This window comes from Pseudomonas sp. B34(2017), assembly GCF_002112915.1.
In the GTDB taxonomy this organism is placed as follows: domain Bacteria; phylum Pseudomonadota; class Gammaproteobacteria; order Pseudomonadales; family Pseudomonadaceae; genus Aquipseudomonas; species Aquipseudomonas pharyngis.
This window is the reverse complement of record NZ_NEJA01000001.1, coordinates 24,669-40,135: the sequence shown is the minus strand read 5'-3', so window position 1 is coordinate 40,135 and position 15,467 is coordinate 24,669. Positions and strand designations below refer to the sequence as shown.

Here is a 15,467-nt window from a genome sequence, read left to right as displayed (position 1 = left end):
TCACTCGCGCGCATCGGGGGAATGGCGCGAAACTTTGCGGGGGATCGAACAGGAAAGAAGTCAGCCGAGTAGGCGATGTCTGTAGGGCGATTCTCTAAATGTACGGGAGGGCGTTCGGCGGACAACCGACATTGCCCGTTGCTCAACCTCGGCTGCGCTCGTTATGCTGCTGAACCCTTTAATCAGATCCGAGCAGCGGCGATATCCACGTCGCTCGGGATGTCTTTGATAACGGATCCGATGATGAATGCACCGCTGAAGGCGTTTGGCCCGATCAAGGCCGTGATTTTCGACATGGACGGTTTGCTGCTGGACACCGAGGGCATCTACACCGAGGTCACCTCACTGATTGCCGCGCGTTACGGGCGTACCTTCGACTGGAGCATCAAGCAGAACATCATTGGTCGCGGCGCTGGCGATCTGGCGCGCTACGTGGTTGAGGCGCTGGACCTGCCGATCACCGCCGAAGAGTTTCTGGTGATCCGCGAGCCGCTGATGCGCGAGCGCTTTCCCACCGCGCAAGCGATGCCGGGCGCCGAGGAACTGATCCGTCACCTCAAGGCGCACAACATTCCGATTGCCGTCGGCACCAGTTCGTCGCGTCAGTCGTTCGGTCAGAAAACCACCTTGCACCGCGACTGGTTCGCGTTGTTCGACTTCATCGTCACCGCTGACGACCCGGAAGTCGGCGCCGCCAAGCCTGCGCCGGACATCTTCCTCACCGCTGCGCGTCGCCTGGGTGTAGCGCCGGAAGATTGTCTGGTGTTCGAAGATTCGCCATTCGGCGTGACGGCGGCGAAAGCAGCCGGCATGACCGCCATCGCCATTCCGGATGCCGCCATGGCCGATGAAAAATACGCACACGCCGACGGGATTCTTCGTACGTTGAAAGCGTTCACGCCGAGTGCATGCGGATTGCCGGCGCTCGACTGGGCCTGATCAAACCGCCGACATAAAAACGCCGCCCCTCTGTTAAAGGAGGGGCGGCGTTTTGCGTTATCGACTATCTGATCAATCAGGCGCCGAAACCACCATCGATGGTCAGGCTGGCACCGGTGATGTAACCGGCCTCCGGGCCTGCGAGATAGGCGACGAAGCTGGCGATTTCCTCGGCTTTACCGTAGCGACCCACCGCCATCAGCGGAATCAGGCTGTCGGCGAACTCGCCATGAGCCGGGTTCATGTCGGTATCGACCGGGCCGGGCTGCACGTTGTTGATGGTGATGCCCCGTGGGCCGAGGTCGCGGGCCAGGCCTTTGGTCAGGCCAACCAGCGCGGACTTGCTCATCGCATACACGCCGCCACCGGCGAAGGGCATGCGGTCGGCGTTGGTGCTGCCGATGTTGATGATGCGCGAGCCTTCGCCCATGTGTCTGGCGGCTTCCTGGCTGGCGATGAACACGCTGCGCACGTTGATTGCCAGGGTCTGGTCGAAGTCTTCCAGTTTGAAGTCTTCCAGCGGCGCGACGGCCAGCACGCCGGCGTTGTTGACCAGGATGTCGAGGCGGCCAAAGGTTTCGACAGTGGCGTTCACCGCGTTGCGGATGGCGCCGGCGTCGGCGCTGTCAGCCTTGATCGCCAAGGCTTTGCCGCCGGTAGCGGTGATGCTGTTTTGCAGTTCTTCAGCCTTGGCGGCCGAGCTGACGTAGGTAAAGGCAACCGCGGCGCCTTCAGCAGCCAGGCGTTTGACGATGGCGGCACCGATGCCGCGAGAGCCACCTTGAATCAGAGCGACTTTACCGCTGAGGTGTTGAGTGGTCATGTTCGATCTCCAGAAGTTTCAAGGCAGGCTGCCTTGGTGTGGTGTCGAGTATCTGCCCCTCGCCAACAGGCGGGTAGACCGTGGTTGCTATAGTCTGTGTAAACCAAAAGTTTAGAATGGCCGCCATGGAAACCTTCAGCAGTATCGAATGCTTCGTGCGCAGCGCCGAAGTCGGCAGCTTTGCCGAGGCCGCGCGACGCCTGAGCCTGACACCGGCCGCCGTGGGTAAGAGTGTTGCGAAACTGGAAGCGCGCCTCGGCGTGAGGCTGTTCCAGCGTAGCACCCGTCGGTTGACCCTGACGGAAGCGGGGCAATTGTTTCTGAGTGAGGTCAGCGGCAGCCTCACCACTATCCAGAATGCGGTGAACAATCTGGCCAGCGCCGGCGGCCAACCGGCGGGTACGCTGAAAGTCAGCATGGGCACGGTGTTCGGCCGTTTGTACATCGTGCCGTTGCTGGGGGAATTCCTGAAAAGATTTCCGGCGATCAACCCGGACTGGCACTTCGATAACCGCCAGGTCGATCTGATCGGCCAGGGTTTCGATGCAGCGATTGGCGGTGGCTTCGAACTGCCCCAAGGCGTGGTGGCGCGCAGGCTGACACCAGCGCATCGGGTGTTGGTGGCTTCCAAGGATTATCTGGATCGGTACGCACCGATCAGCGAACCGGACGACCTCACACTGCACGACGGCATCCTGATCCGCTCACCGCAGACTGGTCGCGTGCGCTCCTGGCAATTGACGCATCGCACCCGACAACACAGCCCGCTGACCCTCAAGGCGCGAATGACCATGAGCGATTCCGAAGCCGCCTGCGCCACGGCGGCGCAGGGGTTGGGGATTGCGCTGGTGAGCATGCCGTTCGCCGTCGGCTATCTTGAGGCGGGGACGTTGCAGCGGGTCCTGCCGGACTGGTACGTCGACGACGGCAACATCTCCATTTATTACGCCGAACACAAACTGCTACCGGGCAAGACTCGGGCGTTCGTCGATTTTGTCATCGAGCAGTTTGCGCAGCAGGGATTGGCCACGCGCTTTGCTGCGAGTTGAAGAGTTGTAACTGAGCGTCCTGCCTTCACTGATCACCAATGAAGGCAGGCGCCGGTTCAACAACGCATCATTGATGCTTCAGCGTTATGGGCACCAGAGCGGCGTGCACAGCGCGGCTGCAGTTGCCGCCGTGCTGCTGAGAAACGCCATGGTGCCGCCAAGGATCAATAGTGCGTACAAGCGAGCTGTTGCATTTTTCATGTTCACCCTCCTGGATTTGCGTGAAAGCAACGGGAACTGCCGTTGATCGAGTTGCCGAGCGGTCAGTGGGCCTGCGAATCCCACCAGGCACAACTGTCAGAAGTATCAGGTGCAAAGGCTGCGGTTGATTGGCTTCCTTTTGAGGGCTCTAAACAAGGGGGCGCAAGGAGGGGGCTACCATCCGGGGCTTCATTTTCAGATGAGCGGCAGATTCAACGCGCAAAACGTGCTGGCCAGCCGATGATGGTTTTTGGCCGTGGCGTCGCATAGGTGCGTACCTTGGAGGTCGACAAGCCCAGCCGCACCAGCGATTCGGCGATGGTCACGGCCGCTGTGACGCCATCCACCACCGGCACGCCGGTGCGCTGGCGGATCTTCTCGTCGAGCCCGGCCATGCCGCCGCAACCGAGGCAGATCACTTCGGCTTTATCCTGAGTCACCGCCAGTTCCGCCTGATGCACGATCGCTTCCAGCGCCCGTTGCGGCTCGTGTTCCAGCTCCAGCACCGCCAGGCCACTGGCACGCACCGAGGCGCAGCGATCCCACAGGCCGGACAGTTTCAGCCGATCCTCAATCAGCGGCACGGTGCGATCCAGCGTGGTCACCACCGAGTAGGCGTGGCCAAGGTACATCGCGGTGCTGGCCGCCGCGTCGGTAATGTCCACCACCGGCACGTTGAGCAACTCCTGCAAACCTTCGCGACCGTGCTCGCCGTAGCCGGCCTGGATCACCGCGTCGAACGGCTGGTCGTAGGACATCACCCGGTCCATCACGGCGATGGCCGCCAGATAACTTTCGAAATTGCCCTCGACTGAATCGGCGCCGAAGTATGGCGTCAGGCCGACAATCTCGGTGCCGGGGGAAGCGACAGCCTGCGCCGAACGAGCGATGGCCTGAGTGATGGATTCGGTGGTGTTGACGTTGACCACGAGAATGCGCATGGGAAGTCCTTATTGCGGTTGGTTCTGCGGCCCCGCGAGGGGCCGCCAAAAGATTCAGTGGCTGACGTTTTCGACGGCGATGGCTTCACCGTCCACGTCGGCGTAGTGCGGCTGGCGTTTGGCGATGATCAGGTAGAGCATTCCGGCGATCCCGGCACCGATCAGCCAAGAGAAGGGCGAGACGCTGTGGAAGCCCGGCACCAGCGCCAGGACGATCGCGATCAAGGCGGCCGGAATAAACGCTGCGACCGCCCGCAGATTGACCCCGCGACTGTAGTAATACGCACCGTTCGGGTGTTCGCTGTACAGCTGCGGCACGTGGATCCGGCCTTTGCGGATCAACCAGTAGTCGACCATGATCACGCCGTACAGCGGGCCGAGCAGGGCGCCGAGGCCGGACAGGAAATACACGATCACCAGCGGGCTGTTGTAGAGGTTCCACGGCAGGATCAGCACAGCAATCGTTGCGCTGATCAGCCCGGCGCGGCGGAAGGTCAGGTATTTCGGCGCCAGGTTGCTGAGCACGAAGGCCGGGGCGACGAAATTGGCCATGATGTTCACCGCCACGGTGACGATCAGGAACGCCAGGCAGCCGAGCACCAGAAAGAACGTGTTGGGGATCGACGCAATGATTTCGGTCGGGCTTTCGATGATCCGCCCGTTGATCTGAAATTGCGCACCGCACAGCAAGACGGTGATCCCGGCGAACACCAGAATATTCACCGGCAGGCCCCAGAAATTTCCGATCTTGATCGTTTTGCGGCACGGCGAAGAGCGGGCGAAGTCGCAGAAGTTGAGGATCAGCGTCCCATAGATCGCCAGCCACAAGGCGCCGCCGGCAAAGATGTTGCGCCACATCTCACCGCCGGTCAGGGGTTCGCGGATCGACCAGGCAATGGTCGCGTTGGCCTGGGTGTACATCCACGCGGCGAGGCAGGCGACGGTCAGCAGAATCACCGGCCCGGCGAAGGCTTCGTAGCGGCGCACCATTTCCATGCCGTAGGCGAGGATCGCCAGTTGCACGAACCAGATCGCCACGAAACACACCCAGCCCAGGCTCGACAGGCCGAGGATCGAGTTGTGATCGTAGTCTGCGAAACCGGGATGGATCGCCGTGAGCAGCACGCGAAACACCACCGACGCCAGGTACGTCTGAATTCCGAACCAGGCGATGGCGATCACCGCCCGGATCAATGCAGGAATCTGTGCCCCGTGAATGCCGAAACTGATCCGGCTGATCACTGGAAACGGCACGCCGGTTTTCTGCCCCATATAGCCGGACAGGTTCATGAAGAAATACACCAGCGCCGCGCCGATCCCCAGCGACAGCAGAATCTGCCAGCCGCCCAGGCCCAGGGCGTACAGACCGATGGCAAACGAGTAATTGGCGATGTTGTGCACATCGTTGGTCCACAGGGCAAAGATGCTGTATTTGCCCCAACGCCGTCCTTCGACCTTGGTCGGTGCGAGGTCACTGTTGTGCAGACGCGGGCTCAATTGCAGCGGTTCGGCGATGCCATCACCGGCCACGCTGTGGTCGAGGGTTGAAGAGGCGGGCAGATTCAGCGCGATGTTGTTATTGGAGAGACTCGTACGCATTCCGGCAGGCTCCTGATGTCCGGGTCGCGATGACTGTGCATGAGCGCTCGGGCTCGGCAGATCTTCGTCGCGGCGGTGAAACATCACTGGTTTCGGGGCATCTGCAGCCTGTACGGGATAGGGCGCTTCAGGCTTGCGGATCGAAAGTGTGGGTTCATGTTTTGCGGTTTTGTATACAAAACATGTATGCACTAAAGCCAGATCTGTGCCAGCCCGCGATCTATGAAAATCACCGCTGATTTCGAAAAGTTATTGAAGAACACCAAGTCGTTGAAATACCGGCGATATAAGTTGACCGTTCGAACAGGTATTTATTTTTCGGGAGGGATTTTGGCGGGCGCCGGGAGGGAGTGTTTTTGGAGCCTGATGTAACTTTTCAGGGCGCAGAAACGAAAAGTGCACACATAAATGGCACCGATGGTGACATTCGTGTGTACACATTTTTCAAGACGGGCGGTGAACACTGTGGGAGCTGAATTGCTCCCACGGGGCAACAGCGATGCTTATGCCTTACTGATGATGTTCCCGGCATGCAACCCGCATTCTTTCTGGGTCGCTTCTTCCCACCACCAACGGCCTTCACGTTCGTGCTGGTTCGGCAGGACAGGACGAGTGCACGGTTCGCAGCCGATGCTGATGAAACCGCGCTCATGCAGGCTGTTGTACGGCAGCTCCAGCATGCGGATGTAGCCCCAGATTTCCTCACTGGTCATCTGCGCCAGCGGGTTGAACTTGTACAGGGTGCGCTCCAGGGTGGAGAACGCGCTGTCGATTTCCATTACCGCGACTGCGCTGCGGGTGCCAGGGCTCTGGTCGCGGCGCTGGCCGGTGGCCCAGGCTTTGACGCCGGACAGCTTGCGGCGCAGCGGCTCGATCTTGCGGATGCCGCAGCATTCGCCATGGCCGTCCTTGTAGAAACTGAACAGGCCTTTTTCCTTCACGAACGGTTCAAGTTTCGTGTAGTCCGGCGAGACCAGTTCGATGTCGATCTTGTAGTGCTCGCGCACCTGATCGATGAAACGGTAGGTTTCCGGGTGCAGGCGACCGGTGTCGAGACTGAACACCTTGACGTTCTTGTTCAGCTTCCAGGCCATGTCCACCAGCACCACATCCTCGGCGCCGCTGAAAGATATCCACAGGTCATCGCCGAACTCGGCGAACGCGAGTTTGAGGATGTCCTGCGCGGATTTGTTGGCATAGGTCGTGGCGAGTTCCACGACGTCGAACGTTGGGCTCATCAGGGCGGCTTCCTACAGGTCGGTGGCGCTGGGCGCTCTATATGGCGGCGATGTTAACAAAAAGCAACGCCCGCCGGGGCGGCCTCTGCGTTGCACGCTCCAGGTCGAGCCGCTAGAGTTCGGGCTCGCTCGACTCAATAAACATTACAAACGGGAGTGTCTTGTGGAAATTGCCTGTCTTGATCTTGAAGGGGTGCTGGTGCCGGAAATCTGGATCGCCTTCGCCGAAAAAACCGGAATCGAATCGCTCAAGGCCACCACCCGGGACATTCCCGACTACGACGTGCTGATGAAACAGCGCCTGCGCATCCTCGACGAGCATGGCTTGAAGCTTTCGGACATCCAGGAAGTGATCGCGACCCTCAAGCCGCTGGAGGGCGCGGTGGAGTTCGTCAACTGGCTGCGCGAGCGGTTTCAGGTGGTGATTCTGTCGGACACGTTCTACGAGTTTTCCCAGCCGCTGATGCGTCAGCTGGGCTTTCCGACCTTGCTTTGCCATCGACTGATTACCGATGACACCGGGCGGGTGACCAGTTACCAGTTGCGTCAGAAAGATCCGAAACGTCAGTCGGTCCTGGCCTTCAAGAGCCTGTATTACCGGGTGATTGCGGCGGGGGACTCCTACAACGACACCAGCATGCTGGGCGAAGCGGATGCGGGGATTCTGTTCCATGCGCCGGATAACGTGATCCGCGAGTTTCCGCAGTTTCCGGCGGTGCATACGTTCGAAGAGTTGAAGCAGGAATTCCTCAAGGCTTCGAACCGCGACTTATCCCTATAGTCACCTGATGATCGTTCCCACGCTCTGCGTGGGAATGCCTCAATGGACGCTCTGCGTCCGCTCTTGGGACGCAGAGCGTCCCGGGCTGCATTCCCACGCAGAGCGTGGGAACGATCAAGCACTCTAGTCAGAGGTTTTGCAGCGTTTCGAGCAGGACTCTGACCTTGGTAATTGACTCCTGATACTCCGCCTGCCAGTCCGAGTCAGCGACGATCCCGCCACCGCCCCAGCAGCACACCTGTCCATCCTTCACCAGCAGACTGCGAATGGCGATGGAACTGTCCATCTCGCCACGCACATCCAGATACAGCAACGAACCGCAATACAACCCACGTCGGGTCGGTTCGAGTTCGTCGATGATCTGCATCGCGCGAATCTTCGGCGCGCCGGTGATCGAGCCGCCGGGGAAGCTGCCAGCAATCAGATCCAGAGCGTCGCGATCTTCCGCCAGCTCGCCGGTCACGCTGCTGACCAGGTGATGCACGTTCGGATAACTTTCCAGGCTGAACAACTCCGGCACCCGCACCGAGCCGATGCGGCAAGTGCGGCCCAGGTCGTTGCGCAGCAGGTCGACGATCATCAGGTTTTCCGCGCGGTCCTTGGGGCTGGCCAGCAGTTCGGCGGCGTTCGCCGCGTCTTCGGCCGGGGTCGCGCCACGGGGGCGGGTGCCCTTGATCGGGCGGGTTTCCACCTGACGCTGGCTGACTTTGACGAAACGCTCGGGTGACAGGCTCAGTACCGCGTTGCCGTCGGGCAGGCTTTGGAAACCGGAAAACGGCGTCGGGCATGCTTCGCGCAATTTGCAGTAGGCCAGCCATGGATCACCCTGGCACGGCGCGCGGAAGCGCTGGGCGAAGTTGACCTGATAGCAGTCACCGGCCTGGATGTAATGCTGGATGCGTTCGAAGGCCTGACGGTAATCGTCGGCTGAAAGATCTGCCGCCATCGGGCTGTTCAGCTTGAACGGGGTCAGTTCCGTGCCCACCGGTTGGCTGAATACATCGATCAGCCGCTGTTTCTCGCTGGCGCTGACCGAGGGGTGGAACACCAGTTGGCTGGTTGCCGATTGGTGATCGCTGATCAAGGCCCAGTCGTACAGGCCAAATCGCGCATCGGGCAATTGCAGATCATCCCGGGCCTGACTTGGCAGGTTTTCCAGATGCCGACCGAAGTCGTAGCTCAGGTAACCGATCAGGCCACCGGCGAAGGGCAATTCGTACCCCTCGGGCAATTGCGCATCGCCCAAACGGGTCAGATTGTCCCGCAGACGTTGCAGGAAATCTTCCCCGCGCTCGTCCGGCAATACCGCCAGTTGTTCCAGCGGCCAGGCACTGAGCAGGTCATAACGGCCACGGTCGGCACTCGGCCGGCCACTGTCGAGCAGCACGGCGCCGGGCGCATGGCGGACGGCCGCGAAATAGTCGGCGGGGTTGGCGCGATAGGGCAGCGGGTGTACGGAACAGGTCAACATGGGCGGGGCAGATCGGCCATCGAGGCGGGGTGGGGATTGTAGTCCCCTCCGGGAATTGCTCCTAGAGGGGATGTCGGGGATTGGCAGATTGGCGGCAGGTATCACGCTTGATCGTTTGATCGTTCCCACGCTCTGCGTGGGAATGCATCCCGTGACGCTCCGCGTCACAGTGGACGCGGAGCGTCCATGTCGGCGTTACCACGCGGAGCGTGGGAACGATCGTCGTGGGCTGTCAGCCCTCGACCGCCGGAATATGCCCAAACAACTCCTGAGCAAACGCCACTCGCTCTTCAACCGACTCCGTCACCCCGCGCGCCTTGAGCTCTTCCAGATGCGCTTCCACCGCATGGGTGCGCAACGTCAGCCCGCAATCGTTGGCGATCTGGATATTCAGCCCCGGCCGCGCATTCAGCTCCAGAATCAGCGGGCCTTTCTCCTGGTCCAGCACCATGTCCACGCCGATGTACCCCAGGCCACACAGCTCATAACAACCGGCGGCGAGCTTCATGAAACCGTCCCAGTAGGGCAGTTGCACGCCGTCCACCGCGTTGGTGGTGTCCGGGTGTTTGGTGATGATGTTGTTCAGCCAGGTGCCGCGCAAAGTCAGGCCCGTGGCCAGGTCGACGCCGACGCCGATGGCGCCCTGATGCAGGTTGGCCTTGCCGCCGGACTGGCGGGTCGGCAAACGCAGCATCGCCATCACCGGGTAACCCATCAGCACGATGATGCGGATGTCCGGCACGCCTTCGTAGCTGATGCTCTTGAAGATCTGGTCCGGGGTCACCCGATACTCGATCAGCGCCCGGTCGCGGTGGCCACCCAGCGAATACAGGCCGGTGAGGATGCTGGAAATGTGATGCTCCAGCTCTTCGTGGGCAAGGATCTTGCCCGATACCGTGCGATAGCGGCCCTCGAAACGGTCGGCGATGACGATGATGCCGTCACCGCCGGCGCCCTGGGCCGGCTTGATCACGAAGTCGTTGCGCCCGCCGATGATCTCGCCGAGCTTGTCGATTTCCTTCTCCGTGGAAATCACGCCATACAGTTCCGGCACGTGAATGCCGGCCTCGATCGCGCGTTCCTTGGTGATGATCTTGTCATCGACGATCGGGTACAGGCTGCGCTTGTTGTACTTGAGCACGTAGTCCGCGTTACGCCGATTGATACCCATGATGCCCCGGGCTTCCAGGGCCTTCCAGGTCTTCCAGAAACCGAACATCAGGCGTCAGCCTTCTTCAGGAAAGCCTTGAAACGCACCAGTTCAGTCAGGCGATAACCGCGATAGCGACCCATGGCCAGCATGAAGCCCACCAGAATCAGCAGGATCGCCGGGAAGGTGAACACGAAGTACACCAGCTCCGGAACGGTCATGATCAGGTGCGCCAGGGACGCCGCGAACAGCGTGCCGATCGCCACTTTCATGGCATGGCTGGCGCCGCGTTCTTCCCAGGTGATCGACAGGCGTTCGATGGTCATGGTCAGAATCACCATCGGGAACAGCGCCACCGACAGACCGCGCTCCAGACCGAGTTTGTGACTGAACAGACTGATCGCCGCAATCAGCACCACCACGAAGGTCAGCACCACCGACAGGCGCGGCAGCATTTGCAGCTTCAGGTGTTCCAGATACGAGCGCAGCGATAACCCGAGCGCGGTGATCACGGTAAACAGCAGGATGCCGAAGCCCAGCTGCGTCTCGCGGAAGGCCAGGGCGATCAGCACCGGCGTGAACGTGCCGAGGGTCTGCAGGCCGATCAGGTTGCGCAGGATCAGGATCACCAGCACGCCGATCGGGATCATCACCATGATCATGAAGGTCTGCTGGGTTTGCAGCGGCAGGCCGTACAGCGAGTATTCGAGGAAGTTGGCGTCGGTGTTTTCGTCGGTCAGCTTGGCCAGACGAATCGCGTTCATTTCGCTGTTGTTCAGGCTGAAGGTCACATTGGCTTTCTTGCCGCCGTCGACGGTGATCAGGTTTTCATCACCGCTCCACCACAGCAGGCGGTCAGTCGGCAGGCCTTGCTCGCCGGTTTCCGGGTTGAAGTACAGCCAGTCGGTGCCGTTGAAGCTGCGCAGCCACAGTTCCGGGGTTTGCGGTTGATCGGCGACGAGGCGGATGGTGTGGACTTTCTCCACCGGTACGTGGGCGATGGACAGCAGTAGTTCGACGATCTTGGCTTTGTGCGGCGTCGACGGATCGCCGGCCAGCAGCAGTTTCACGTTGTCGTCGTTGACGTTGTTGACGCGTTTGATCGCCTCGCCAATGAAGGTCTCGACGTCGGCCGAATGCTGGCGGATCGGCGCGAGCAGGGCTTCGGCGGCGATCTTTTCCGGGCCTTCGATGGCCATGCTGTCGCGGAAGGTCGGGCCTTTGACCTTGGTTTTTTCGGCGGTGTAACGCTTGGTCAGCACCAGACGGTAATAAAGAGTCTGATTGCCCTTGGCCCGACGTGCCGACCAGGTGACCTTGCGGTTGCCGTCGACGCGGTTGACCGCCACGCCGTAGTTGTTGGAGATGAAGCTTTCATTGAGGCTGACGTAATCGCGGCTCAGGGGCGGCACGAACATCTGGATCTTCACCGGATCCTTGGTGCTGGCGACGAACTCGACCTTGGCGTCGATGTTCCACAGGTCGTCGGTGGCGTCTTCGGTCACCGGGATGCCGAGCACGAAAATCTGATAGGCCGTAACCGAAACGCCCAGCAACACCAGGATGGTGATCAGGACTTTCAGGTGGAAGGTTAGAGAACGCATGGAAATTACTCGGCGGTATGAGCGGCGATGGCGCAGGCGGGTTTGCCGGCAGCGTATTTAAGACTGGGATCGACCAGCGCATCGAAGCGTTTCAGCGCCTCGGAGCCGATCAAAAGCGGGTATTGGAACGCACTACGGTCGGTCAGGTTCACTTCGATGCTGCGCATTGCCGAACCCATGCAGATGTCCAGCTCGATTACCGGGCGGGCGGTGTACTTCTTGCCTTCTTCCGGGTCGTAGTCGCCGGCGCGGCGCTTGATCTTGCTGACCCGGGCCAGCGGCCGTTCGATCGGGTGCGAATGCGCGGCGTCGATGGCCAGGTAGAAACGTACCCAGGACTCGCCGTTGCGTTTGAAGCGTTTGATGTCGCGGGCGCTCAGGGAGGCGGTTTTCGCCCCGGTGTCGAGTTTCGCCGCCACTTCCAGGTTGATCCCGTCGAGGGCAGCGTATTCGTTGAGGCCGTACACGGTCTTTTCCCCCGCCGCAGCGAGGCCGGGCAGGCAAAACAGTGCAAAGAATGTGGGGAAGGGCTTGAGTCTCATAAATCCTGGCGAGCAGCGTTCCGTTCTCGGTTCAGGGCCATGGCATCAGGAAATCCTGTCTGCCCATGCGCCTTCGTGTGCCTATCAGCTTTTTATGACAAGCCGTGCAAATGACTCGCAAATGCGGGCGGCATTCTAGCACGGTGGTTTTATGGCGCCAGCGCCGGGACCGGTCTATAACCCTTGGGGCTGAGATGAAGGCTTATTAGACGATTGTCGACAATCTAGATTTATCCTTTGACTGATGCGGGCTGATTCGCTAGTTTTTGCCGCATTGGATTTGAAGGTGTCGACAATATGCTGGATCAACTCGATCCCCCGGTGGTCAGCGGCGACGATTCCGAGACGCTCTCGGAAAACGTCTTCCGGCGCATCCAGGCGGCCATCGTCAAAGGCGAGATCGCCCCGGGCAGCAAGATCTCCGAGCCGGAACTGGCGCGCACCTACGGCATCAGCCGCGGGCCGCTGCGCGAGGCGATCCATCGGCTGGAAGGCCAGCGCCTGCTGGTGCGCGTACCGCACGTCGGTGCGCGGGTGGTGTCGCTGAGCCACGCCGAATTGCTCGAACTCTACGAAATCCGCGAATCCCTCGAAGGCATGGCCTGCCGTCTGGCGGCCGAACGCATGAGCGTCGAAGAAATCGACGAACTGCGCCGGGTGCTGGAAACCCATGAGCGCGATGCGGCGTTTCAGGCCGGCGTCGGCTACTACCAGCAGGAAGGCGATTTCGACTTTCACTACCGGATCATCCAGGGCAGCGGCAACCGCACCCTTACGCAAATGCTCTGCGGCGAGCTCTATCAACTGGTGCGCATGTACCGCATCCAGTTTTCCACCACGCCCAACCGCCCGCGCCAGGCCTTTGCCGAACACCACCGGATTCTCGATGCCATCGCCGACCGTGACGGCGAACTCGCGGAATTGTTGATGCGCCGTCACATCGGCGCCTCGAAACGCAACATCGCCCGTCACTACCAGGACGGCGCCGACAACAAGACAGCCACTGAACGAGGTGAGTCATGAGTTCCAACAAGAGCACTCCAGGCCAGCGTTTCCGCGATGCGGTCGCCAGCGAACATCCGCTGCAAGTGGTCGGGGCGATCAATGCCAACCACGCGCTGCTGGCCAAGCGCGCCGGTTTCAAGGCGATCTACCTGTCGGGTGGCGGGGTGGCTGCCGGCTCCCTCGGCGTGCCGGACCTGGGCATCACCGGCCTGGATGACGTGCTGACCGACGTGCGCCGCATCACCGACGTCTGCGACCTGCCGCTGCTGGTGGACGTGGACACCGGTTTCGGCGCCTCGGCGTTCAACGTGGCGCGCACCGTCAAGTCGATGATCAAGTTCGGCGCGGCGGCGATTCACATCGAAGACCAGGTCGGCGCCAAGCGCTGCGGTCATCGTCCGAACAAAGAGATCGTGACCCAGCAGGAAATGGTCGACCGCATCAAGGCTGCCGTCGATGCCCGCACCGATGACAGCTTCGTGATCATGGCCCGCACCGACGCGCTGGCTGTTGAAGGCCTGGAATCGGCACTGGATCGCGCCGCCGCGTGCATCGAGGCCGGCGCCGACATGATTTTCCCGGAAGCCATCACGGAACTGGAGATGTACAAGCTGTTCGCCAGCCGCGTGAAAGCGCCGATTCTGGCCAACATCACCGAATTCGGCTCGACGCCGCTGTACACCACCGAGCAACTGGCCGGCGCCGACGTGTCGCTGGTGCTGTACCCGCTGTCGGCGTTCCGCGCGATGAACAAGGCCGCGGAAAACGTCTACACCGCGATCCGCCGCGACGGCACTCAGCAGAATGTCATCGACACCATGCAGACTCGCATGGAGCTTTACGATCGTATCGATTACCACACCTTCGAGCAGAAGCTCGACGCGTTGTTTGCGGCGAAGAAGTAAGCCGCAACCGTACTCCCTAATAAATTCAAGATTGGAGACAACAATGGCCGAAGCAAAAGTACTCAGTGGCGCCGGACTCCGGGGCCAGGTCGCCGGACAAACCGCACTGTCCACCGTGGGCCAGGCCGGTGCCGGGCTGACCTATCGCGGCTACGACGTGCGCGAACTGGCAGCAGACGCACAATTTGAAGAAGTGGCGTACCTGCTGCTCTACGGAGAACTGCCGACCAAGGCGCAACTCGCCGACTACCAGAGCAAACTCAGCAAGCTGCGTGACCTGCCACAAGCGCTGAAAGAAGTGCTGGAACGCATCCCCGCCGACGCCCACCCGATGGACGTGATGCGCACCGGATGCTCGTTCCTGGGCAACATCGAGCCGGAGAAAGACTTCTCCGAGCAACGCGACAAGACCGACCGCCTGCTGGCCGCGTTCCCGGCGATCATGTGCTACTGGTATCGCTTCAGCCACGACGGCAAACGCATCAATTGCGTGACGGACGAACAGTCCATCGGCGGCCACTTCCTGCACCTGCTGCACGACAAGAAGCCGAGCGAACTGCACGTCAAAGTGATGAACGTGTCGCTGATCCTCTACGCCGAGCACGAATTCAACGCCTCGACCTTCACCGCTCGGGTGTGTGCTTCGACCCTGTCCGATCTGTATTCCTGCGTCACGGCGGCCATCGGCTCGTTGCGCGGCCCACTGCACGGCGGCGCCAACGAAGCGGCGATGGAAATGATCGAGCGCTTCTCGTCGCCGGAAGAGGCGATCAAGGGCACCCTCGGCATGCTCGAGCGCAAGGACAAGATCATGGGCTTCGGCCACGCGATCTATAAGGACAGCGATCCGCGCAACGAGGTAATCAAGGGCTGGTCGAAAAAACTCGCCGACGAAGTGGGCGACAAGGTGCTGTTCGCGGTTTCCGAAGCCATCGACAAGACCATGTGGGAGCAAAAGAAACTGTTCCCCAACGCCGACTTCTACCATGCCTCGGCGTACCACTTCATGGGCATCCCGACCAAGCTGTTCACCCCGATCTTCGTCTGCTCGCGCCTGACCGGCTGGGCGGCGCACGTATTCGAACAGCGCGCCAACAACCGCATCATCCGTCCAAGCGCCGAGTACACCGGCGTCGAACAGCGCAAGTTCGTGCCCATCGAACAGCGCTGACCGGGGAGGGCGTCGGCACAGGCGCCCCCTCTTTGAAACTACCGTGAC

14 protein-coding genes are annotated in these 15,467 nt (G+C 60.9%); 6 read left to right on the top strand and 8 right to left on the bottom strand.

What is annotated here, in order from left to right; genetic code table 11:
* Positions 1-243: 243 nt before the first annotated feature.
* A complete protein-coding gene (locus CAF80_RS00160; protein ID WP_039769963.1) occupies positions 244-939 on the top strand; it encodes an HAD-IA family hydrolase in 696 nt (231 codons plus the stop codon).
* 76 nt (positions 940-1,015) lie between these two features.
* On the opposite strand, the gene CAF80_RS00155 is transcribed toward CAF80_RS00160, so the two are convergent.
* Positions 1,016-1,762 carry a 3-oxoacyl-ACP reductase family protein gene (locus CAF80_RS00155; protein ID WP_085666667.1) on the bottom strand — a complete coding sequence of 249 codons (747 nt, stop codon included), beginning with the start codon at positions 1,760-1,762 and terminating at the stop codon, positions 1,016-1,018.
* A 125-nt stretch (positions 1,763-1,887) separates the two neighbouring features.
* Between CAF80_RS00155 and CAF80_RS00150 the strand changes: the two genes are divergently transcribed.
* The gene (locus tag CAF80_RS00150; protein ID WP_039769967.1) at positions 1,888-2,811 is read left to right on the top strand and encodes a LysR family transcriptional regulator; all 924 of its coding nucleotides are present in this window, start codon (positions 1,888-1,890) and stop codon (positions 2,809-2,811) included.
* A gap of 413 nt (positions 2,812-3,224) precedes the next feature.
* On the opposite strand, the gene CAF80_RS00145 is transcribed toward CAF80_RS00150, so the two are convergent.
* From CAF80_RS00145 to CAF80_RS00135, 3 genes are all read right to left on the bottom strand, one after another.
* Positions 3,225-3,953, bottom strand: a complete 729-nt coding sequence (locus tag CAF80_RS00145; RefSeq protein WP_039769968.1) for an aspartate/glutamate racemase family protein — start codon at positions 3,951-3,953, stop codon at positions 3,225-3,227.
* Positions 3,954-4,007: 54 nt separating this feature from the next.
* Positions 4,008-5,552 (bottom strand): NCS1 family nucleobase:cation symporter-1, encoded by a 1,545-nt coding sequence (locus CAF80_RS00140; protein WP_085666666.1) that lies wholly within the window; start codon positions 5,550-5,552, stop codon positions 4,008-4,010.
* Between the two features lie 503 nt (positions 5,553-6,055).
* Positions 6,056-6,790, bottom strand: a complete 735-nt coding sequence (locus tag CAF80_RS00135) for a phosphoadenylyl-sulfate reductase (protein ID WP_085666665.1) — start codon at positions 6,788-6,790, stop codon at positions 6,056-6,058.
* A 163-nt stretch (positions 6,791-6,953) separates the two neighbouring features.
* Here CAF80_RS00135 and thrH point away from each other — a divergent pair, with 163 nt between their 5' ends.
* Positions 6,954-7,571 (top strand): bifunctional phosphoserine phosphatase/homoserine phosphotransferase ThrH, encoded by a 618-nt coding sequence (gene thrH, locus CAF80_RS00130; RefSeq protein ID WP_074687613.1) that lies wholly within the window; start codon positions 6,954-6,956, stop codon positions 7,569-7,571.
* 127 nt (positions 7,572-7,698) lie between these two features.
* On the opposite strand, the gene pabB is transcribed toward thrH, so the two are convergent.
* The 4 genes from pabB to CAF80_RS00110 all read right to left on the bottom strand — a co-directional run bounded on the left by pabB (position 7,699) and on the right by CAF80_RS00110 (position 12,338).
* A complete protein-coding gene (gene pabB, locus CAF80_RS00125) occupies positions 7,699-9,042 on the bottom strand; it encodes an aminodeoxychorismate synthase component I (protein ID WP_085666664.1) in 1,344 nt (447 codons plus the stop codon).
* Between the two features lie 232 nt (positions 9,043-9,274).
* Positions 9,275-10,261, bottom strand: coding sequence for an alpha-L-glutamate ligase-like protein (locus CAF80_RS00120; protein ID WP_039769976.1), 987 nt, complete (start codon positions 10,259-10,261; stop codon positions 9,275-9,277).
* Positions 10,261-11,796, bottom strand: coding sequence for an inactive transglutaminase family protein (locus CAF80_RS00115; protein ID WP_039769978.1), 1,536 nt, complete (start codon positions 11,794-11,796; stop codon positions 10,261-10,263). Before CAF80_RS00115 ends, CAF80_RS00120 begins: the two co-directional genes overlap by 1 nt.
* Before the next feature lie 5 nt (positions 11,797-11,801).
* Positions 11,802-12,338: an ATP-dependent zinc protease gene (locus CAF80_RS00110; protein ID WP_011333239.1), complete on the bottom strand. Its 537-nt coding sequence runs from the start codon at positions 12,336-12,338 to the stop codon at positions 11,802-11,804.
* Between the two features lie 297 nt (positions 12,339-12,635).
* Here CAF80_RS00110 and CAF80_RS00105 point away from each other — a divergent pair, with 297 nt between their 5' ends.
* The 3 genes from CAF80_RS00105 to prpC are packed head-to-tail and all read left to right on the top strand — an operon-like array spanning position 12,636 to position 15,419.
* On the top strand, positions 12,636-13,361 hold the full coding sequence (locus CAF80_RS00105; RefSeq protein ID WP_074687615.1) for a GntR family transcriptional regulator: 726 nt from the start codon (positions 12,636-12,638) through the stop codon (positions 13,359-13,361).
* Positions 13,358-14,248, top strand: a complete 891-nt coding sequence (prpB, locus tag CAF80_RS00100; protein ID WP_007951973.1) for a methylisocitrate lyase — start codon at positions 13,358-13,360, stop codon at positions 14,246-14,248. The genes CAF80_RS00105 and prpB overlap by 4 nt, the downstream gene beginning before the upstream one ends.
* 43 nt (positions 14,249-14,291) lie before the next feature.
* Positions 14,292-15,419 carry a 2-methylcitrate synthase gene (prpC, locus tag CAF80_RS00095; RefSeq protein WP_039769981.1) on the top strand — a complete coding sequence of 376 codons (1,128 nt, stop codon included), beginning with the start codon at positions 14,292-14,294 and terminating at the stop codon, positions 15,417-15,419.
* Positions 15,420-15,467: the final 48 nt, after the last annotated feature.